The 14,159-nt window shown below is 62.1% G+C and carries 14 protein-coding genes; 11 read left to right on the top strand and 3 right to left on the bottom strand.

Annotation, left to right across the window (positions count from 1 at the left end; all coding sequences use genetic code 11):
* Positions 1 to 356: 356 nt before the first annotated feature.
* The 9 genes from mdcA (at position 357) to madM (ending at position 7,570) form a co-directional block, all read left to right on the top strand.
* Positions 357 to 2,027 (top strand): malonate decarboxylase subunit alpha, encoded by a 1,671-nt coding sequence (mdcA, locus tag V8J63_RS00400; RefSeq protein WP_336463424.1) that lies wholly within the window; start codon positions 357 to 359, stop codon positions 2,025 to 2,027.
* Positions 2,027 to 2,884: a triphosphoribosyl-dephospho-CoA synthase gene (locus V8J63_RS00395; RefSeq protein ID WP_336463423.1), complete on the top strand. Its 858-nt coding sequence runs from the start codon at positions 2,027 to 2,029 to the stop codon at positions 2,882 to 2,884. The genes mdcA and V8J63_RS00395 overlap by 1 nt, the downstream gene beginning before the upstream one ends.
* On the top strand, positions 2,884 to 3,183 hold the full coding sequence (locus tag V8J63_RS00390; RefSeq protein WP_056786420.1) for a malonate decarboxylase subunit delta: 300 nt from the start codon (positions 2,884 to 2,886) through the stop codon (positions 3,181 to 3,183). Before V8J63_RS00395 ends, V8J63_RS00390 begins: the two co-directional genes overlap by 1 nt.
* Entirely contained in the window at positions 3,176 to 4,027 is an 852-nt protein-coding gene (locus tag V8J63_RS00385) for a biotin-independent malonate decarboxylase subunit beta (RefSeq protein WP_336463422.1), read from the top strand. The genes V8J63_RS00390 and V8J63_RS00385 overlap by 8 nt, the downstream gene beginning before the upstream one ends.
* A complete protein-coding gene (gene mdcE, locus V8J63_RS00380) occupies positions 4,024 to 4,809 on the top strand; it encodes a biotin-independent malonate decarboxylase subunit gamma (protein ID WP_071172234.1) in 786 nt (261 codons plus the stop codon). Before V8J63_RS00385 ends, mdcE begins: the two co-directional genes overlap by 4 nt.
* Positions 4,803 to 5,423 carry a malonate decarboxylase holo-ACP synthase gene (locus tag V8J63_RS00375; protein ID WP_130902714.1) on the top strand — a complete coding sequence of 207 codons (621 nt, stop codon included), beginning with the start codon at positions 4,803 to 4,805 and terminating at the stop codon, positions 5,421 to 5,423. Before mdcE ends, V8J63_RS00375 begins: the two co-directional genes overlap by 7 nt.
* Positions 5,420 to 6,340, top strand: a complete 921-nt coding sequence (gene mdcH / locus V8J63_RS00370) for a malonate decarboxylase subunit epsilon (protein WP_336463421.1) — start codon at positions 5,420 to 5,422, stop codon at positions 6,338 to 6,340. The genes V8J63_RS00375 and mdcH overlap by 4 nt, the downstream gene beginning before the upstream one ends.
* 67 nt (positions 6,341 to 6,407) lie before the next feature.
* Entirely contained in the window at positions 6,408 to 6,800 is a 393-nt protein-coding gene (gene madL, locus V8J63_RS00365; protein ID WP_016772756.1) for a malonate transporter subunit MadL, read from the top strand.
* 5 nt (positions 6,801 to 6,805) lie between these two features.
* Positions 6,806 to 7,570, top strand: coding sequence for a malonate transporter subunit MadM (gene madM / locus V8J63_RS00360; RefSeq protein WP_223630385.1), 765 nt, complete (start codon positions 6,806 to 6,808; stop codon positions 7,568 to 7,570).
* Positions 7,571 to 7,768: 198 nt separating this feature from the next.
* Here madM and V8J63_RS00355 read toward each other — a convergent pair whose 3' ends face one another.
* Positions 7,769 to 8,689 (bottom strand): LysR family transcriptional regulator, encoded by a 921-nt coding sequence (locus tag V8J63_RS00355; RefSeq protein WP_056786436.1) that lies wholly within the window; start codon positions 8,687 to 8,689, stop codon positions 7,769 to 7,771.
* 141 nt (positions 8,690 to 8,830) lie between these two features.
* On the opposite strand from V8J63_RS00355, the gene trhA reads away from it, so the two are divergent.
* A complete protein-coding gene (gene trhA, locus V8J63_RS00350) occupies positions 8,831 to 9,448 on the top strand; it encodes a PAQR family membrane homeostasis protein TrhA (protein ID WP_039757573.1) in 618 nt (205 codons plus the stop codon).
* A gap of 136 nt (positions 9,449 to 9,584) precedes the next feature.
* Here the strand turns inward: trhA and V8J63_RS00345 are convergent, their stop codons facing one another.
* Both V8J63_RS00345 and V8J63_RS00340 read right to left on the bottom strand, forming a co-directional pair.
* On the bottom strand, positions 9,585 to 10,304 hold the full coding sequence (locus V8J63_RS00345) for a 16S rRNA (uracil(1498)-N(3))-methyltransferase (RefSeq protein WP_095181344.1): 720 nt from the start codon (positions 10,302 to 10,304) through the stop codon (positions 9,585 to 9,587).
* Positions 10,305 to 10,526: 222 nt separating this feature from the next.
* Positions 10,527 to 11,933, bottom strand: a complete 1,407-nt coding sequence (locus V8J63_RS00340) for an adenosylmethionine--8-amino-7-oxononanoate transaminase (protein WP_130926817.1) — start codon at positions 11,931 to 11,933, stop codon at positions 10,527 to 10,529.
* Between the two features lie 223 nt (positions 11,934 to 12,156).
* On the opposite strand from V8J63_RS00340, the gene V8J63_RS00335 reads away from it, so the two are divergent.
* Entirely contained in the window at positions 12,157 to 13,926 is a 1,770-nt protein-coding gene (locus V8J63_RS00335) for a flavin monoamine oxidase family protein (RefSeq protein WP_336463420.1), read from the top strand.
* Positions 13,927 to 14,159: the final 233 nt, after the last annotated feature.

Here is a 14,159-nt window from a genome sequence, read left to right as displayed (position 1 = left end):
CTCCCCCCGGGAGAGGGCTAGGGTGAGGGGCTGTTGATTTTTCGTTTCGGGATTCACCACGGCTGCTTCAGGTCGGCGTCATTTCCCAAGCATCCCCCTATCGGTTCCTTCTCCCCCCGGGAGAGGGCTAGGGTGAGGGGCTGTTGATTTTTCGTTTCGGGATTCACCACGGCTGCTTCAGGTCGGCTTCGTTCCCAAGCATCCCCCAATCGGTTCCCTCTCCCTCCGGGAGAGGGCTAGGGTGAGGGTAGCTTTTGAACGTTACGCTCAGCGTAATGATTCACCACCCAGCTTGATTGATGCCCTCATCACACACGCCTAACTTGGCTCCACGACAGCGAACCCGTGGAGTGAGCATGACAACAACAATTTCCCCCGACTCGCGCTGGACGCGGCGGCGTGACGAGAAGCAGCGCCGGCTCGATAAGGTGCGCGGGCTCGCCGATGGTGCGGTGCTGCCCAGCGACAAAATCGTCGCCGCGCTCGAAGCGCTGATCCATCCCGGCGATCGTGTGGTGCTGGAGGGCAACAACCAGAAGCAGGCGGATTTCCTCTCGCGTTCACTGGCCAAAGCCGATCCGGCCAAGCTCCACGATCTGCACATGATCATGCCCAGCGTCGGCCGCTCCGAGCACCTTGATCTGTTCGAACGCGGCATCGCCCGCAAGCTCGATTTCTCCTTCGCCGGCACCCAGAGCCTGCGCATCAGCCAGTTGCTCGAAGATGGCTTGCTCGAAGTCGGCGCCATTCACACGTACATCGAACTCTACGCCCGCCTCGTCGTGGACCTGATCCCCAACGTTGTGCTTTCGGCCGGTTTCATGGCCGACCGCGCCGGCAACATCTACACCGGCCCGAGCACCGAAGACACTCCCGCACTGATCGAACCGGCGGCGTTCAGCGATGGCATCGTCATCGTTCAGGTCAACCAATTGGTCGATGACGTCAGCGAACTGCCCCGCGTAGACATTCCCGCTTCATGGGTCGATTTCGTAGTTGTGGCCGACAAGCCGTTCTACATCGAACCGCTGTTCACCCGCGACCCACGGCACATCAAGCCTGTGCACGTGTTGATGGCGATGATGGCGATTCGCGGGATCTACGAAAAACACAACGTGCAGTCGCTCAACCACGGCATCGGTTTCAACACCGCCGCCATCGAACTGATCCTGCCGACCTACGGCGAATCCCTCGGCCTGAAAGGCAAGATCTGCCGCAACTGGACGCTCAACCCGCACCCGACGCTGATTCCGGCGATTGAAAGCGGCTGGGTCGAGAGCGTGCATTGCTTCGGTACCGAACTGGGCATGGAAAACTACATCGCCGCTCGGCCGGATGTGTTCTTCACTGGCCGCGACGGCTCGCTGCGCTCCAACCGCATGGTCTGCCAACTCGCCGGGCAATACGCGGTGGATCTGTTTATTGGCGCGACATTGCAGGTCGATGGCGACGGCCATTCCTCGACGGTGACTCGTGGCCGTCTCGCCGGTTTCGGTGGTGCGCCAAACATGGGTCACGATCCGCGCGGCCGCCGTCACGGCACTCCGGCGTGGCTGGACATGCGCCATGCCGATGGGCCGCAACCGATGCTCGAACGCGGCAAGAAACTCGTGGTGCAAATGGTCGAGACCTTCCAGGAGGGCGGCAAACCGACCTTCGTCGAAACCCTCGACGCCGTGGAGGTGGCGAAGAAAAGCGGCATGCCGCTGGCGCCGATCATGATCTACGGCGACGACGTTACCCACCTGCTCACCGAAGAAGGCATCGCCTACCTGTACAAGGCGCGCTCGCAGGAAGAGCGGCAGGCGATGATCGCAGCGGTTGCCGGGGTTACCGCCATCGGCCTGCGCCACAACCCGAAAGACACCGAACGCATGCGCCGCGAAGGCCTGATCGCCCTGCCCGAAGACCTCGGCATCCGCCGCACTGACGCCACGCGCGAATTGCTCGCGGCGAAAAGCGTGGCCGATCTGGTCGAGTGGTCCGGCGGCCTGTACAACCCGCCCGCCAAATTCAGGAGCTGGTAATGCACGCATTCAACCTGCAAGCGAAACCGCTTTCTCTGGCTGACCGCTTGGCCGATCTGGCAGTGGACGCGTTGATCGACGAAGCCGATCTGTCGCCGAAACCGGCGCTGGTCGACCGTCGTGGCAACGGCGCACACACCGATCTGCACCTGGGCCTGATGCACGCGTCGGCGTTGGCCTTGTGGCCGGCATTCAAGGAATTGGCCGAGGCCGCGCTGGAGATCGGCGAAGTCGGTGTGCCGTTGCGCGAAGCGATTGGCCGCATCGGTCGCGAGGGCGAACAAGCCATGCTCGTGACCACCAACGGCGTCAACACCCATCGCGGTGCGATCTGGGCGTTGGGACTGTTGGTGACGGCCGCCGCGCTGCAACCGAAATCCATCGCCCTGTGCGCCGCCCGCCTGGCACTGCTCGACGACCGCTACGCACCGACACCACTCAGCCACGGCGCACAAGTTGCCCAGCGTTACGGCGCACGCGGTGCTCGCGAGGAAGCGCAACTCGGCTTCCCGTCCGTGTTGCAACGCGGCTTGCCGCAACTGCACAAAAGTCGCGCCAACGGTCACGGCGAACAGAACGCCCGGCTCGATGCATTGCTGGCGATCATGACCGAGCTGGCCGACACCTGCGTGCTTTACCGCGCCGGCGAACCGGGCCTGCACGCCATGCAGGCCGGCGCGCAAGCGGTGCTCGATGCCGGCGGCAGCGCCAGCCTCAGCGGTCGCCGGCGCCTGCACGAACTGGATCAACAACTCATCGCATTGAATGCCTCGCCCGGTGGCGCCGCTGACTTGCTCGCGGCCACGCTGCTGCTCGATCGCATCGAGCGCGACGGCATTGTTCAGGGAGCGTTTTGATGGAAAGCCTATCGTTTGAATTCCCCGCCGGGCAGCCGCCACGCGGGCGGGCGCTGGTCGGTTGTGTCGGCTCGGGTGATCTGGAAGTGCTGATCGAACCGGGTCTGGCCGGCAAGCTGACGATCAACGTGCAGACGTCGGTCAACGGCGCGCAGCAGCGCTGGCAGCACCTGTTTGCGCGGATGTTCGACGGCACCACGCCACCGGCGATGGCCATCGATATCCACGATTTCGGCGCGACGCCGGGGGTGGTGCGCTTGCGTCTGGAACAGGGTTTCGAGGAGATCGGCCATGACTGACAGCGCAGCGTTGCTCAACAAACACAGTTTCGTCGAACTTGGCGCACGGCAGCGGGCGCAAGCCTTGCTCGACGTCGGGACCTTTCGCGAACTGCTCGATCCGTTTCAACGGGTCATGTCGCCGTGGCTCGAGCGCCAGGGCGTGGTGCCGCAAGCCGACGACGGGGTGATCATCGCCAAGGGCCGCCTCGACGGTTTGCCAGTGGTCATCGCAGCGATTGAAGGTGCGTTTCAGGGCGGCAGCCTTGGCGAAGTCGGCGGGGCGAAGATTGCCGGTGCGCTGGAACTGGCCGCCGAAGACAACCGCAACGGCATCGCCACCCGCGCCGTGTTGCTGCTCGAAACCGGTGGCGTGCGCTTGCAGGAAGCCAATCTAGGGCTGGCGGCGATTGCCGATATTCACGCGGCGATTGTCGATTTGCAGCAATACCAACCGGTGGTCGGTGTAGTCGCTGGCAGCGTCGGTTGCTTCGGCGGCATGTCGATTGCTGCGGCGCTGTGCAGTTATTTGCTGGTGACCCAGGAAGCACGCCTCGGTCTGAACGGCCCGCAGGTAATCGAGCAGGAAGCCGGGATCGAGGAATACGACTCCCGCGACCGGCCCTTCATCTGGAGCCTGACCGGCGGCGAACAGCGTTTCAACACGGGACTAGTGGACCGTTATGTCGGCGATGATGTGGCGCAGATTCGTCAGCAGGTTGGCGAATTGCTCCAGCAAGGCTTGCCGGCACAGCCGCGCAGTCAACGCGCCGAGTGGTTCCTGCAACGCCTCGGCAAGCTGGACACGGGCAAGCAAATCGAACCGTCGGTGGTTCGCGATCTGTATCAAGGAGAGCGCTCATGAGCGGTTATTCATTGCGCGGTTTGCACTGGTTCAATGCGCTCAGCGCTGGCGCCAGTGTCGTCGAAGGTTTGCCGCCGTCGTTGAAAGTCGCCGACGCTGAGCTCGGCCGCTTTATCGCCGTGGTCGCCGACCCGGACAATCGTTTTCCTCGCGCCCGCAATGGCGAGGTCGGTCTGCTCGAAGGCTGGGGGCTGGCCAAGGCTGTGGATGACGCGATCAGTGCCGACCGCGACAGCGCACAGAAGCGCCCGATCATCGCCATCGTCGATGTGCCGAGCCAGGCGTATGGCCGCCGCGAAGAAGCCCTCGGCATTCATCAGGCCCTGGCCGGCGCGGCGGACAGTTATGCCCGTGCGCGTCTGGCCGGGCATCCGGTGATTGCGCTGCTGGTGGGCAAGGCCATGTCGGGTGCATTTCTCGCCCACGGTTATCAGGCCAATCGCCTGATCGCGCTGCGCGATCCCGGCGTGATGGTGCACGCGATGGGCAAGGCCTCGGCGGCGCGGGTCACCTTGCGCAGTGTCGAGGAACTGGAGGCGCTGGCGTCGAGCGTGCCGCCGATGGCCTATGACATCGACAGCTACGCCAGCCTCGGCCTGCTCTGGGAAACCCTCTCGGTGCAGCAGATTGAACAGCCGACAGAGGAAGATCTGACGCGGGTGACTGAGTGCCTGAAGCAAGCGATCAGCGATGTGACCAGCACTGATTTGAAAGGGCGCCTTGGTGCGAGCAATCGTGCCGCTTCCAGCAAAGTCCGCGAATTGCTGAGGGCGCAGTGGTGAACCTGCCCCTGGCCCACGATCTGCTCTGGGGCATGACCCCGGCGCAGTTGCCGGCGGATGCGCCAGCGTGGGCGATCGCGGCGCTGGCGGCCGGGCAACCGGTGGTGGTGCGCCGGGCGCTGAGTGCTGACGGTTTTGTCGCGGTCGGCGTGCGCGGTGTGTTGCGTGAACAACGGCTGGCGGCATTTATGGCGCTGGATTCGATTGCCTGTCGGGTCAGTCCCGAAGCCCTTTGTCAGGTTGAGTGCGAGCGAGATCTGCCGGTGATGCAGGCGCTCAAACAACTGCGGCCGATACTCGATGACTGCGGTTGGGTCTGGGGTGTCAGCGGCAGTGTCGGGTTTGAATTGGCCAGCGGTTTCAGAGCGATGCATGCGGCCAGTGATCTCGATCTGATTCTGCGCGCGCCGCAGATGATCACGCGCAATCAGGCGTGCAAACTCGTGGAGCTTTTCGATCAGGCTGTGTGCCGGGTCGACATGCAATTGCAGACGCCGTTCGGCGCTGTGGCGCTGCGTGAATGGGCCAGCGGTTCGGCCCGGGTGCTGCTGAAAAATGCGCATCAGGCTGCATTGGTGATCGATCCGTGGAACCCGCAGGAGCAGGCAGCGTGAGCAGCCTGCTGGTGTTTCCCGGCCAGGGCGCGCAGCAAGCCGGCATGCTCCAGCGTTTGCCTCGGGAAACGCTGGTCGAGGCCAGCGATGTGCTGGGCGAAGATGTTTTGCAGCTTGATTCAGCCGAGGCATTGCGCACGACCAGAGCGGTTCAGCTGTGCCTGCTGATCGCCGGTGTCGCTGCTTCGCGGCAGTTATTGCAGGATGAACTGAGCGCGGATTACGTCGCCGGCCTGTCCATCGGCGCCTACCCGGCAGCAGTGGTGGCGGGAGCCTTGAGTTTCAGCGATGCGCTGCATCTGGTCAGCCTGCGCGGTGAGCTGATGCAGCAGGCTTATCCACAGGGCTACGGCATGACCGCGATCATCGGATTGCAGTTATCCACCGTCGAAACGCTGCTGGCGCAAGTGCACAGCGAAGATGCGCCGGTGTATCTGGCCAATATCAACGCCGATAACCAAGTGGTCATCGCCGGCAGCGACAAGGCCATGCACGCGGTGGCCGAACTGGCGCGCAGTCGCGGCGCCGGAGTGGCGAAGCGGCTGGCGGTGAGCGTGCCGTCGCATTGCCCATTGCTGGAAAAACCGGCGCAGGCGCTTGCCGAGGCCTTCGCCAAGGTTGAACTGAAGAACCCGAAAATCGCTTATCTGAGCGGCAGTCGCGCGCGGCCTGTGAGCAAAGTCGAAGCGCTGCGCGATGACCTCGCTTTCAACATGTGCCGCGTGGTGGACTGGCGCGGCACCGTGCAAAGCGCCTACGAGCGCGGCGTGCGTCTACAGATCGAACTGCCGCCCGGTGCGGTGCTGACCGGGCTGGCGCGCCGGGTGTTCGAGCAGGGCACCGTCACTGCCTTCGACAGTGCCCGCCTCGATACCCTGCAAGCGCTGTTGCGCGAGGAGGGTGGCCGCCAACTCTAAAACCGCCGCGACTCAAGCTTCGAACAACAAAAACAACATTCGACGATGCACTTTGAGGACTACAACAATGATTATTTACGGTGTGGCATTTCTCGCCTTCTGCACGCTGGTCGGTATCTGGGTCGGTGAATTGCTCGGCAAGCTGATCGGCGTGCCGGCCAACGTCGGCGGTGTCGGCATTGCGATGCTGCTGTTGATCGGCCTGGGCAGCTATCTCTACAAGAGCGGCTGGCTCAAGGGCAAGACCGAGCAGGGCGTGGAGTTCTGGAGCGCGATCTACATTCCCATCGTGGTCGCCATGGCCGCGCAGCAGAATGTCTACGGTGCGCTGAAGGGCGGGCCGATGGCGATTCTTGCCGGCACCCTCGCCGTAGTGATCGCTTTTGCCCTGGTGCCGGTGCTGACACGCATGGGCAACAAGCAAGAGACACCGATCGCTCCTGCCAAGACTGCGGGGTAATCGCCATGTACGAATCAATGATGAAAGTGATCACCGGCTACGGTCTGATCAGCGGCTTTTTGGTTGTCGGCCTGACCATGTGGGTGTCCTACTGGATGTCCAACACCTTCACCAAGGGCCGCCTGCACGGTTCGGCGATCGCCATTCTGCTCGGGCTGGTGCTGTCGTATATCGGCGGCGCACTCACCGGTGGGCAAAAAGGCGTGGTGGATATTCCCCTGCTGTCCGGCATCGGCCTGCTCGGTGGTGCGATGCTGCGGGATTTCGCGATTGTGGCGACGGCGTTTGGCGTCAGTGTCGATGAGCTCAAACGCGCCGGACTCGTCGGTGTGCTGGCGCTGTTTGTCGGCGTTGGCACCTCGTTCGTCGCCGGCGTCGGCGTGGCGATGGCGTTCGGCTACACCGATGCGGTGAGCCTGACCACCATTGGCGCCGGTGCGGTGACCTACATTGTCGGCCCGGTGACCGGCGCGGCGATCGGCGCCAGCTCCGAGGTGATGGCACTGTCGATTGCGGCGGGGCTGATCAAGGCGATTCTGGTGATGGTGATGACACCGTTCGTGGCACCGATGATCGGCCTGAACAATCCGCGCAGCGCGGTGATTTTCGGTGGCTTGATGGGCACCTCCAGCGGCGTTGCCGGGGGCCTGGCGGCCACGGATCCGAAGCTGGTGCCGTATGGTTGCCTGACGGCGGCGTTCTACACCGCGCTTGGGTGTCTGCTGGGGCCTTCGCTGCTGTTTCTGGCGATGCGCGGGTTGATGGGTTAGTCAATTTAAGCTGCCCTCACCCTAACCCTCTCCCGGAGGGAGAGGGGACTGACCGAGTTGTTCTGGCGTTATACATCGACCTGAAATTTCTAAGTCGAACTCAGGTTCTGAAAAAGCCCCCGATCTGCTCCCTTTCCCCCTCTACCCCTTGGGGGAGAGGGCTGGGGTGAGGGGGTAGCTCTTGATTTTGATCTTGATCTAAACCCCAGCCTGCCGATTGGCATACATCCGACACTCCGCCAGCAACGCCAGCAGATTCGGATCACGCTCCTTGGCCTTGAGAAACACCACCCCAATGTGCTGCTGCAAGCGGTACTTCTCCTGCAACGGAATCAGCTTCACCCGGTTCTCGTACACCGCCGCAATCCGCCCCGGCAACAAGGCGTACCCCACCCCTGAGCTGACCATGCTCAGCAAAGTGAAGATGTCATTGACCTGCATCGCCACCTTCGGCTCGAACCCTGCCTGCTTGAACACCCGCACACCGTCCTGATGCGTGGCGAAGCCCTGGGTCAGGGTGATGAAGGTTTCATCACGCACTTCCGCCAGATCGACTTCACTGCGCTGAGCAAATTTTGAATCGGCCGGGGTGGCGAGGAAGATGTCGTCGGAAAACAGCGCAATTTGCTCGCAATCCGGATCGTTGATGCTGTCGTCCAGCGACACCAGAATCGCGTCGACTTCCATGTTTTTCAGCTTGTAGAGCAGGTCGATGTTCGAGCCGAGGATCAGGTCGATGTTGAGTTCGCTGCGGCGGATTTTCAGGCCCATGATCAGCTGTGGCACCGTCTTCACCGTCAGCGAATACAGCGAGCCGAGCTTGAAGCGCTCGGCGGAAAATCCGGCGGCTTCGCGGGTCAGGCGCACGCTGTCGACGACGTCGTTGATCAGCTTCTGCGCACGTTCTTCCAGCACATAAGCGCTTTCCAGCGGCGTCAGGTTGCGCCCTTCGTGTTTGAACAGCGGGCAGCGCAGAGCATTTTCCAAAGAGTGAATGGCGCGGTGCACGCTGACGTTGCTGGTCTGCAATTCGGCGGCGGCGCGGGCGAGGTTGCCGGTGCGCATGAAGGCGAGGAACACCTCGAGTTTTTTCAGGGTCAATTCTTCGTCGATCAGCATGGCGCGGACTCTTTTTGGTATCGGGCGATTGTGCCCAATTCCCGCGGGTCGCGCAGGCGAGGTTGAACAGAAACATTGCGCTTTTACGCTCAAGGCCCGAGCCTTGCGCGCTTGCGGTAGTGACTACGAGGTATGCGACACATGTATCACGGGGAAAAACTCAACGCCTGGACCCATCTGGTCGGAGCCATCGCCGCGTTTATCGGCGGCGTATGGATGCTGGTGATTGCCAGCCTCGACGGCAGCCCTTGGAAGATCGTCAGCGTGGCGATCTACGCCTTCACTTTGCTGGTGCTCTACAGCGCCTCGACCGTGTACCACAGCGTGCGCGGGCGCAAGAAAGCGATCATGAAGAAGGTCGATCATTTCTCGATCTACCTGTTGATCGCCGGCAGCTACACGCCGTTCTGCCTGGTGACGTTACGCGGGCCTTGGGGCTGGACGCTGTTCGGGATTGTCTGGGGGCTGGCGCTGATCGGTATTCTGCAAGAGATCAAACCGCGCTCCGAGGCACGGATTCTATCGATCGTGATTTACGCGGTGATGGGCTGGATCGTGCTGGTCGCGGTCAAACCGCTGATCGCCGCGCTGGGCACGGCCGGGTTTGCCTGGCTGGCGTCGGGCGGGGTGTTGTATACGGTGGGGATTATCTTTTTTGCCCTCGATCACCGACTGCGGCATGCCCATGGCATCTGGCACCTGTTCGTGATTGCCGGGAGCTTGCTGCATTTTGTCGCGATTCTGTTTTACGTGCTGTAGCCCGGCTTACTGATCGTTCCCACGCTCTGCGTGGTAACGCCTCCTGTGACGCTCTGCGTCACGCTGTTTGGGACGCGGAGCGTCCCGGGCTGCATTCCCACGCAGAGCGTGGGAACGATCAGTCCGGCAAAAAGGTTTAGAAATCACCCCAAAGTTGCTGGGCTACCGCCAGCGCCACCACCGGCGCAGTCTCGGTGCGCAGCACCCGTGGGCCGAGGCGGGCGGCGTGGAAACCGTTGCCTTTGGCCTGCTCGACTTCGCCATCCGTCAGGCCACCTTCCGGTCCGATCAGAAACGCCAGCGTCGCCGGTTTGGCATGACTCACCAGCGGTTCTGCGACCGGGTGCAGCACCAGTTTCAATTCGGCTTCGGTCTGCTTGAGCCAGTCCGCCAGCAACACTGGCGGATGAATCACCGGCACCCGTGAACGCCCGCACTGTTCGCAGGCACTGATCGCCACTTGGCGCCAGTGCAGCAAGCGCTTGTCGGCGCGTTCGTCCTTGAGCCGCACTTCGCAGCGTTCGCTGAAGATCGGGGTGATTTGTGTCACGCCCAGTTCAGTGGCTTTCTGAATCGCCCAGTCCATGCGCTCGCCCCGGGACAGGCCCTGGCCGAGGTGGATCTGCAGTGGCGATTCGATTTGCCCGGCGAATTGCTCGTCGATCTGCACGACCACGCGTTTCTTGCCGACATCCACCAAGGACCCGCGAAACTCATGGCCGGAACCGTCGAACAACTGCACCGCATCGCCCTCGACCATGCGCAACACGCGGCTGATGTAATGCGCCTGGGCTTCCGGCAGTTCGTGTTCGCCAGTGCTCAGCGGGGCGTCGATAAAGAAGCGGGACAGTCTCATTTCGGGTCTCTAAAAAATTGGCGCGTAGTCACTGTTGGCAGAGCTTTGGTGGCGAGGGGATTTAGCGAACCGTCGCACCGCCCCGTTCGGCTGCGCAGCAGTCGTGAAATCAGCACACGCAATAATCCTGACTCACCGCGATTGCAGATTTCAGGGCGGCTTCGCCACCCAACGGGGATAAATCCCCTCGCCACAGGGTCCTTCTCAAACCTTTGGTATCGATCAGCCCGGGTCGCGGAATCCCGGATGGAAGTCTTTCGGCACCGCCACGCTGACGCTGTCACCCGTCGCAATATCAATACCTTCACTGGCCACTTCGGCCAGGAAGTCGATCTGCTCCGGGGTGATCACATACGGCGGCAGGAAATACACCACGCTGCCCAGCGGCCGCAACAACGCACCACGTTCCAGCGCATGCTGGAAAACTTTCAAGCCACGACGCTCCTGCCAAGGGTAGGCCTCTTTCGTGGCTTTATCCTTGACCATCTCGATGGCCAGGACCATGCCGGTCTGGCGCACTTCCGACACGTTAGGGTGATCGACCAGATGCGCGGTCGCCGAGGCCATGCGCTGGGCCAAGGCTTTGTTGTTCTCGATCACGTTGTCCTGCTCGAAAATGTCCAGGGTCGCCAGTGCCGCAGCGCAGGCCAGCGGGTTGCCGGTGTAGCTGTGCGAATGCAGGAAAGCGCGCAGAGTCGGGTAGTCGTCGTAGAAGGCGCTGTAGACCTCGTCGGTGGTCAGGCACGCCGCCAGCGGCAGATAGCCGCCGGTCAGGGCTTTGGACAGGCAGAGGAAGTCCGGGCGGATGCCGGCCTGTTCGCAGGCGAACATCGTCCCGGTGCGGCCGAAGCCGACGGCGATTTCATCGTGGATCAGGTGCACGCCATAGCGGTCGCAGGCCTCGCGCAACAGCTTGAGGTACACCGGGTGATACATGCGCATGCCGCCGGCGCCCTGAATCAACGGCTCGACGATCACTGCAGCGACGCTGTCATGATTCGCTGCCAGCGTCTGTTCCATGGCGGCGAACATGTTGCGCGAATGTTCTTCCCAGCTCATGCCTTGCGGGCGCAGATAGCAATCCGGGCTCGGCACTTTGATGGTGTCCATCAACAGGGCTTTGTAGGTCTCGGTGAACAGCGGCACATCGCCGACCGCCATCGCTGCCATGGTTTCGCCGTGGTAGCTGTTGGTCAGGGTGACGAAGCGCTTCTTGTTCGGCTGGCCGCGATTGAGCCAGTAATGAAAACTCATCTTCAGCGCGACTTCGATGCACGACGAGCCGTTATCGGCGTAGAACACCCGGTTCAAGCCTTGCGGGGTCATTTCCACCAGACGCTCGGACAGCTCGATCACCGGCTGATGGCTGAAACCGGCAAGAATCACGTGTTCGAGTTGATCGACCTGATCCTTGATGCGCTGGTTGATGCGCGGGTTGGCGTGGCCGAACACGTTGACCCACCAGGAACTGACCGCGTCGAGGTAGCGCTTGCCTTCGAAGTCTTCGAGCCAGACGCCTTCGCCGCGCTTGATCGGGATCAGCGGCAGCTGTTCGTGGTCTTTCATCTGGGTGCAGGGATGCCACAACACCGCAAGATCGCGTTGCATCCACTGGTTATTCAGGCCCATTTACAGTCTCCTCGAGGCGGCTCGCGTCAGGCGCGGGCGAACAATCGCGCAAGCCTATGCAATGCATCGCGCGGGAACAACCCATTGTGTCGATTGAGCTACTTTGTCTGAGCCGATAGACGTCGCTGGCGGCGTTTTGATGGCTAACGTATTCTTCGCGGTTCTTTGAGTCGTCTGACTCGCAAAACTGCTTTTTCCCACATGTTTTTCCGGAGTTCGCTGAATGTCTGTCGGTTGGCTGCGCGCCTGTGCGCTGGTGATGTTGGGGCTGTTCAGCGTTACGGCGCTGGCCAAGGATAAAACCGCAATCGTGATTGGCGGTGGCCTGTCGGGTCTGACCGCCGCTTACGAACTGCAGAACAAAGGCTGGCAGGTCACCCTGCTGGAAGCCAAACCGAGCCTGGGCGGGCGCTCGGGCATGGCCACCAGCGAGTGGATCGGCAACGACAAGACTCAGCCGGTGCTGAACAAGTACGTGTCGACCTTCAAGCTCGGCACCACGCCGGCGCCGGAATTCGTGCGTACGCCGGGTTATCTGATCGACGGCGATTATTTTTCCGCCGCTGATCTGGCCACCAAGCAGCCAGCCACCGCCGATGCGCTCAAGCGCTACCAGAAAACCCTCGACGATCTGGCGCGCTCGATCGACGACCCGCAGAACCCGGCCGCGACCAGTACGTTGCACGCGCTGGATCAGATCACCGTATCGAGCTGGCTCGACAAGCAGAACCTGCCGGCTACCGCGCGTCAGCTGATCAACCAGGACATCCGCACCCACTACGACGAACCTTCGCGTCTGTCGCTGCTGTATTTCGCTCAGCAGAACCGCGTCTATCGCGGCGTCTCCGACCGCGACCTGCGCGCCTCGCGTCTGGTCGGCGGCAGCCAGGTCCTGGCCCAGGCCTTCGTCAAACAGATCAAGACCATCAAGACCAGCTCGCCGGTCTCGGCCATCATCCAGGACAAGGACGGCGTGACCGTCAAAGTTGGCAGCGTCGGCTATCAGGCTGACTACGTGGTGCTGGCGGTGCCGTTGCGCGCACTGAACAAGATCTCGCTGACCCCGGCGCTGGATGCCCAGCATCTGGCGGCGATCAAGGGCACCAACTACGGCTGGCGCGACCAGATCATGCTGAAGTTCAAGACGCCAGTGTGGGAAAGCAAATCGCGCATGTCCGGCGAGATCTACAGCAACGCAGGTTTAGGCATGCTCTGGATCGAGCCGGCGCTGAAGGGCGGCGCCAATGTGGTGATCAACCTGTCCGGCGATAACGCCCGTGTGATGCAGGCGTTCGGCGACAAGCAGATGGTCGATCAGGTGCTGATCCGCCTGCACGCGTTTTATCCACAGGCCCGTGGCTCGTTCACCGGTTATGAAATCCGCCGCTACAGCACCGACCCGTCGATGGGCGGCGCCTACCTGGCTTACGGCCCGGGCCAGATCAGCAAGTTCTGGCGCCTGTGGGAACGTCCGCTGCAACGCGTAGCGTTCGCCGGCGAGCACACCGACACCTTGTACCCGGGCACCCTGGAAGGCGCACTGCGCACCGGCCAGCGCGCGGCCAGCCAGGTTGAAGATCTGGCGGCAGGCAAGTCCTTTGAACCGGTCAAAGTGGTTCCGGCTGCAGCAGCTGCAGGCGCGGCGGGTGCCGTGGCGGCGAAGAAGGGCAACTTCTTCAGCAACCTGTTCGGCGGTTCGGATGACGAGAAAAAGCCTGAGCCTGCGAAAGCGCCAGAGTCAGCACCTGCTCCGGCCGCTCCAGCGCCTGCACCGACCCCGGCACCTGCGCCAGCGCCGGTGGAAGCACCGAAACCAGCGGCCCCGGTGAAAGCCGAGCCGGCGAAAAAAGCAGCGGCCAAGCCAGCGGCGAAGAAGCCTGCAGCCAAAACCGAAACGAAAAAGCCGGCGGCCAAACCGGCAGCGAAAAAGGCTGAGCCGGCGAAGAAACCAGCGGCCAAGCCTGCTGCAACGACCGAGACCAAGGCGCAGTAAGGCTTTGTTCACATGAAAACGCGGCCCTCGGGTCGCGTTTTTTTTGCCCTGCGGTTCAGTCCTTCGTCATCCGGTTACGGGACTTACCGGCGTACCGGAGCCTTCCCACAAGATGCTCGGAATGAGGTGATAGCGGCTGCCAGCGCGCCAATTTTATGCTGGAAAAAATTGGGGGCATGCTATGAAAACGCTTATCGCGATACTGGTTTCGATTGCACTTTCCGGATGTAGCA

Origin of the sequence: Pseudomonas sp. CCNWLW23 (genome assembly GCF_037095675.1) — a bacterium.
In the GTDB taxonomy this organism is placed as follows: Bacteria; Pseudomonadota; Gammaproteobacteria; order Pseudomonadales; family Pseudomonadaceae; genus Aquipseudomonas; species Aquipseudomonas atacamensis.
This window is presented reverse-complemented; position numbering and strand designations above follow the sequence as displayed.

Bases quoted from the DNA above. Each gene is read 5' to 3' on its own strand.
- mdcA (WP_336463424.1), top strand. From the start codon at position 357: ATGACAACAACAATTTCCCCCGACTCGCGCTGGACGCGGCGGCGTGAC.
- V8J63_RS00395 (WP_336463423.1), top strand. From the start codon at position 2,027: ATGCACGCATTCAACCTGCAAGCGAAACCGCTTTCTCTGGCTGACCGC.
- V8J63_RS00390 (WP_056786420.1), top strand. From the start codon at position 2,884: ATGGAAAGCCTATCGTTTGAATTCCCCGCCGGGCAGCCGCCACGCGGG.
- V8J63_RS00385 (WP_336463422.1), top strand. From the start codon at position 3,176: ATGACTGACAGCGCAGCGTTGCTCAACAAACACAGTTTCGTCGAACTT.
- mdcE (WP_071172234.1), top strand. From the start codon at position 4,024: ATGAGCGGTTATTCATTGCGCGGTTTGCACTGGTTCAATGCGCTCAGC.
- madL (WP_016772756.1), top strand. From the start codon at position 6,408: ATGATTATTTACGGTGTGGCATTTCTCGCCTTCTGCACGCTGGTCGGT.
- madM (WP_223630385.1), top strand. From the start codon at position 6,806: ATGTACGAATCAATGATGAAAGTGATCACCGGCTACGGTCTGATCAGC.
- V8J63_RS00355 (WP_056786436.1), bottom strand. From the start codon at position 8,689: ATGCTGATCGACGAAGAATTGACCCTGAAAAAACTCGAGGTGTTCCTC.
- trhA (WP_039757573.1), top strand. From the start codon at position 8,831: ATGTATCACGGGGAAAAACTCAACGCCTGGACCCATCTGGTCGGAGCC.
- V8J63_RS00345 (WP_095181344.1), bottom strand. From the start codon at position 10,304: ATGAGACTGTCCCGCTTCTTTATCGACGCCCCGCTGAGCACTGGCGAA.
- V8J63_RS00340 (WP_130926817.1), bottom strand. From the start codon at position 11,933: ATGGGCCTGAATAACCAGTGGATGCAACGCGATCTTGCGGTGTTGTGG.
- V8J63_RS00335 (WP_336463420.1), top strand. From the start codon at position 12,157: ATGTCTGTCGGTTGGCTGCGCGCCTGTGCGCTGGTGATGTTGGGGCTG.